Origin of the sequence: Phaeodactylibacter xiamenensis (assembly GCF_000759025.1) — a bacterium.
Classification (GTDB): Bacteria; Bacteroidota; Bacteroidia; order Chitinophagales; family Saprospiraceae; genus Phaeodactylibacter; species Phaeodactylibacter xiamenensis.
Genome location: NZ_JPOS01000138.1, coordinates 1 through 5,121 on the forward strand (window position 1 = coordinate 1; position 5,121 = coordinate 5,121).

5 protein-coding genes are annotated in these 5,121 nt (G+C 35.6%); all 5 read right to left on the reverse strand.

The genetic code is table 11. The features are described 5' to 3' along the window. Positions 1-312: 312 nt before the first annotated feature. A complete protein-coding gene (locus tag IX84_RS30310; protein ID WP_044230379.1) occupies positions 313-1,857 on the reverse strand; it encodes a P-loop ATPase, Sll1717 family in 1,545 nt (514 codons plus the stop codon). A 58-nt stretch (positions 1,858-1,915) separates the two neighbouring features. Then, positions 1,916-2,152 (reverse strand): hypothetical protein, encoded by a 237-nt coding sequence (locus IX84_RS30315; RefSeq protein WP_152605317.1) that lies wholly within the window; start codon positions 2,150-2,152, stop codon positions 1,916-1,918. Between the two features lie 699 nt (positions 2,153-2,851). After that, a complete protein-coding gene (locus tag IX84_RS30325) occupies positions 2,852-3,688 on the reverse strand; it encodes an Rpn family recombination-promoting nuclease/putative transposase (RefSeq protein WP_044230385.1) in 837 nt (278 codons plus the stop codon). Between the two features lie 133 nt (positions 3,689-3,821). Further along, positions 3,822-4,049, reverse strand: a complete 228-nt coding sequence (locus IX84_RS30330) for a hypothetical protein (RefSeq protein WP_044230387.1) — start codon at positions 4,047-4,049, stop codon at positions 3,822-3,824. A gap of 725 nt (positions 4,050-4,774) precedes the next feature. Continuing rightward, the coding region (locus IX84_RS33680) for a hypothetical protein (RefSeq protein ID WP_044230389.1) at positions 4,775-5,121 on the reverse strand (347 nt) is incomplete at its 5' end.

The window sequence follows — 5,121 nt, forward strand, 5'->3', positions numbered from 1 at the left end:
CCCGATTTGAAAATCAAGTTCTCGATTTATGGACAATTCTCGGTTCTGAGTTTTCATTTTTGAGGCGGGAGAATTCATATTTTCAATTCCATAGAATGCCAATTCTGATGCGGTACCCCATAACGGCCCGGCTACGTGACGTGCCGGACTTTAAATTTACCCTTTTCGTTTCAATTCTCAAATACTAGCGCAGGCAGCAAAAGACGAAACTGGCGCAGCCTGGCTTTTGGTGCCTGCGCGGGTTTTCCATCTCTATTTTTCAATCGAAGATTTTTACCGGCATGGCATGTAGCCATTGTTGGCTGCTGCTATTTATCCCTCAATTCTCAAAACTCGTTTGTATATATTCCCAACAGAATAATCATAATTAGACTTATCATCACTTTCACGCAATATTCCAATTTTACATAATTTACTAGCGATACCTCTAACTATATCTGCACTCTTTTCATTCTTCATAAAAAACTCGTCAAACCATACTTTTGACAAGTCTTCTATTGATAGGAAATTAGGCTTTTCCGTTAATGCGCGAATATTTCCCTTATCTTCAGGGTACTCTGCAAAAACTGTTTGATTCAGTTTAGCTTCGGATACACTTGAAAGAGATTTTTCAACAGCTGAAATAGAAAATAATTGTAATTCCCTCTCAAAGTTTGCATTACCTATCTTAAACAGTTTTCTCTGCTCTATTTTTAATTCTTGAAAAAAATGAATTATATCTCTTGGGAAAACCTGTCCATTTCCATCTTCTAATTCATTATATATCCAATCAAAGGCTGATCCTCTCTCCGTTTCACATAATTCTTGAGGAAACATACTATTGAACAAATCACTTTGATCTTTGAAGTTTTTAAGGACTTTTTCTTTTTCAAGTGAGAAGAAATTTATGATATTCTGATTTTCTAAAATCCTCCTAACTATTAGGTTTAGTAAAGACTCCTTTCTCCATTCAATAATAGAATACTTTGCTATATGACTCAACTCAACGAACCCTCTATTCGAAGATACCGAAATTATTTCATCCCAAATATCATCTCTCAAAAAGAGCTTAAGCTTGACTTGAGAGTATACTTTCAAATCTAGATAAACTCTTAACAATGATCGCAAAAACGACATTCTAAGAATCCCACTTTGAGCAAATGCAGCATCTAATCTATCTAAAGCAATCCAAATAGGTCTATCAATCCTTTGCAGGTAACTATCAATAGATTTAAATACGGCACTTGTATCAAAAGAATCTAAGGAATCCTTCTTTTTTTCTTCTCCTGACTTTTGCTTCTCAAGACCTAATTCTACAGGGCCTAATTTAACCCCAATTGTCACATTAGCTCTATTCACATACTTTACAACATTTTCGAATACATCTTTTAGATTCGCACTTTCTTCTAATACTCCAAGTCTTTCTAAATCGTTGAATGTGAGTTCTAACTCTCTATCCATGAGCTCTAACCTTTTTAGCTCATTAGCAATCAACATTAAAAAATAAATCTTCCAGATTTTAATCAGCCTTTTTTCTAATTGGTCGAATTCATGACCCCGCATCAATCTAAGCTCTTCGACACTTCTGCCTCCTATTAATTCCTCTTCATTTATTGTTTCAAAGATTGGCGCTCCTGTTAAGTTTTCACCAGGAATTACCAAAATTCTCTTTTTTGATTTTATATAATTTGGACCAATTAATCTAGCAAAAAGAGCTGATTTTCCAGACCCTTTACTTCCAAAAACAATATCGATTTCATCATCTTCTATTTGTTCCCATTGAACTGTTTCTGAAAAATACTTATATAAGCTATCTTTCTCATCTTCTGCAATTCTTTGCCCAAAATCAATCTTTCTTATCAACTGAGATTTTTCCATAGTTAAGTTTTGTTGTAGCAGCCAACGGCCCGGCTACACGCAGGCTGGGATTCTAAATCTACTCTTTTTGTTTGATTTCACCAATACTAGCGCAGACAGCAAAAGACGAAACTGGCAAAGCCTGGCTTTTGCTGACTGCAGCGGCCTTTTCATTCTCTTTTTTCAATCGTAGATTTTTACCCAGCTTGAGTGTAGCCATTGTTATGGGTTGCCGCTTTATTCTTTTCACCATTTCAAAAAAAGGGCCCATTTCAAATTCTGGACTAACCAAAAGGCGGCTATTCAATCTTTTCAACTGATTTTAATCTCTTGGTTTTCAGTTGGTTCAGTTTCAAAATCTTGATTCTTCAATTTGATCTTCTTGAATCTAAAATCAACCAAAAATCTCACGATAATCAACCTAATTCAGGATTCAGGTCTCAATTTCCGGAAGATTCAACCTGATTTTTGATTCTTGATTTCCTCAATTCGATCTCCCAAATTCATCAAAATCAGTTTCAGGTTCTCCAAATCTTGAGTTTTGGTTTCTGATCTTAGGTCGTCAAATTGATTCAATCAACGTTTTCTAGTTCAAAATTTCCAGATTCCAGATTTCTAAATCCTGTCTTTGGACGAGATTCAAATTCCTGTTTTTTATTTCAAAAGCCGCCTAAACTCAAACTCCTTCTGAAAAAACCAATCTCATTTTTCAAGATGGGCCCGGTTAATCTTAGGAATCCAAATTTTTCGTTTTCTGTCCGATTCACCGTAAAAAATGCAATACTCGATAGGACCTTTACCCGCCTTTCAAAATTTCAATTACCCAGTTTGGAACTCAAGTTCTCGATTTATGGACAATTCTCGATTCTGAGTTTTCATTTTTGAGGCGGGAGAATCTATATTTTCAATTCCATAGAATGCCAATTCTGATGCGGTACCCCATAACGGCCCGGCTAGCCGCAGTACGGAGCATCGCGGAGTATTGTCGGCTAGCCTGTGTTGCAGGCAGGCTTTCTTATAGTTCATCAATTTGATTTTCACTCAATCCTGTCAATTCTGATATCTCAGAGTTCGACATTCCTTTTGCTTTCATTCTTTTAGCTACTTCTTTTATACCTTCTTCGATTCCCTCTTCTCTTGATGTATCTACTACATTTTTCAAATCCCTATAATGTTTTAAACTCTCTTCATAGGCTTCTCTTTCTTCGGGTGTAAATTTTGCTATTTCAGCAGCCTCAAATAATCTCTCGAATATTTTATCTTGTAACCTTTTAGGTCGGTCTTGTAAATCTGATAAATGCTTGAATACATATAGCCATTTGTCAAAATGACTCTCTAATTCTTCTTCACTCTTTTTAAATTTAGGTAATTCTATATAAATGAATTTCAGTTTGTCATAAAACACTTCACATTTTTGGTTTTTTAACTCGACTATATGAAGCAATTCAAGGTCTGATTTATGATCATCAAAAACAAAATCTAATATCCCTACAGTATATACCGGTTCTAGTCTATAATTCCACTCTCCTTTTTTTGCTTGTTCTTGGATCGGAAATGATGAATAATAAATACTTCTGTCTTTAAAGTAATTTTGTTTCGCTTTTTGAATTTCTACTATAAACCGCTCTCCTGATTCGCCTATACAATAGAGATCAAATACTGCTTTGCGATCCAATTCATTCAATCCCATTTGTTCGTTCTTGGAATAGGACAAATCCTTAATCTTATGTCTTTGGGGAAGAATCTGATTCAGGAAATCTATCAATAAGATTTTGTTAGGTTCGGTACCAAATAGCTTCTTGAACCCAAAATCAGTCAAAGGATTTATATATTTGTCCTCTAAAGCACTCATATTCAATTATTTAAAATCAAACTTAACTACGGTTTTCAAATATAGCCAATTTTGAGTTTTTTGTCTACAGTTTTTTGTTGTTTTACTTGCTTGCCTGCAACGGCCCGGCTACGCGCAGGCTGGGATTCTAAAATTACTCTTTTCGTTTGATTTCACCAATACTAGCGCAGGCAGTAAAAGGCGAAAATGGCGAAGCCTGGCTTTTGCTGGCTGCAGCGGGCTTCCCTTTCTGATTTTTCAATCGTAGATTTTTACCCAGCTTGAGTGTAGCCATTGTTATGGGTTGCCGCTTTATTCTTTTCACCGGTTCAAAAAAAGGGCCCATTTCAAATTCTGGACTATCCAAAAGGCGGCTATTCAATTTTTTTAACTGATTTTAATCTCTTGGTTTTCAGTTGATTCAATTTCAGGATTCTGATTCTTCAATTTGATCAGTTCTTATCTCATATCAACCAAAAATCTCACGACAATCAACCTAATTCAGGATTCAGGTCTCAATTTCCAGAAGATTCAACCTGATTTTTGATTCCTGATTTCACTTAATTCGATTTCCCAGATTCATCAAAATCAGTTTCAGGTTCTCCAAATCTTGAGTTTTTTGATCTTGGTTGTCAAATTGATTCAATCAACGTTTACCTGTTCAAAATTTTCAGATTCCAGATTTCCAAATTCAGTTTTTGGACCATATTCTGATTTCTATTTCAAAAGCCGCCTAAACTCACACTCCCTCTGAAAAAACCAATCTCATTTTTCAAGATGGGCCCGGTTAATCTTAAGAATCCAAATTTTTCGTTTTCTGTCCGATTCACCGTAAAGAATACAATATTCGACAGGACCTTTACCCGCCTTTTCAAAATTTCAATTACCCAGTTGGTAACTCAAATTCTCGATTTCCGGACAATTCCCAATTCTGAGTTTTCATTTTTGAGGCGGGGCAATCCATATTTTCAATTCCATAGAATGCCAATTCTGATGCGGTACCCCATAACGGCCCGGCTAGCCGCAGTACGGAGCGACAGCGGAGTATTGTCGGCTAGCCATTGTTCTCGGCATTTTTGAATTGGTTGGTTACTACTCCTAAATAAACTATGTAGGGTAAGAGGTTTCGATTTTGTTTGCTATATAGCTCAGATGATTAGCAAAACTTAAAACAAAACTTGACGCTTCTTCCATTTCAAAAGCATCAAAGTTGTCATCATTAAAATCTGCGAATTTTATATCCGGTTTATTTGCTAATGGGGTTTGGTAAATTGATGCATAACTGTATACGGGAATAAACATTTTCCCATTTTCCTTTATTGCCTTAACCAAAGAAGAAATTTCATGATTTATCAATGCAGTCCTACTGGAGTAATATTCGAGAAATTGCTCATTGGTATTTTCATTGCCGTACACTTTTATTTTACGGGAAGTTCTTTGAAAATTGGAAAGAA

What these genes read in the sequence shown, in the direction of transcription:
- IX84_RS30310 (WP_044230379.1), bottom strand. Translation starts at nt 1,857, where the DNA reads ATGGAAAAATCTCAGTTGATAAGAAAGATTGATTTTGGGCAAAGAATT.
- IX84_RS30325 (WP_044230385.1), bottom strand. Translation starts at nt 3,688, where the DNA reads ATGAGTGCTTTAGAGGACAAATATATAAATCCTTTGACTGATTTTGGG.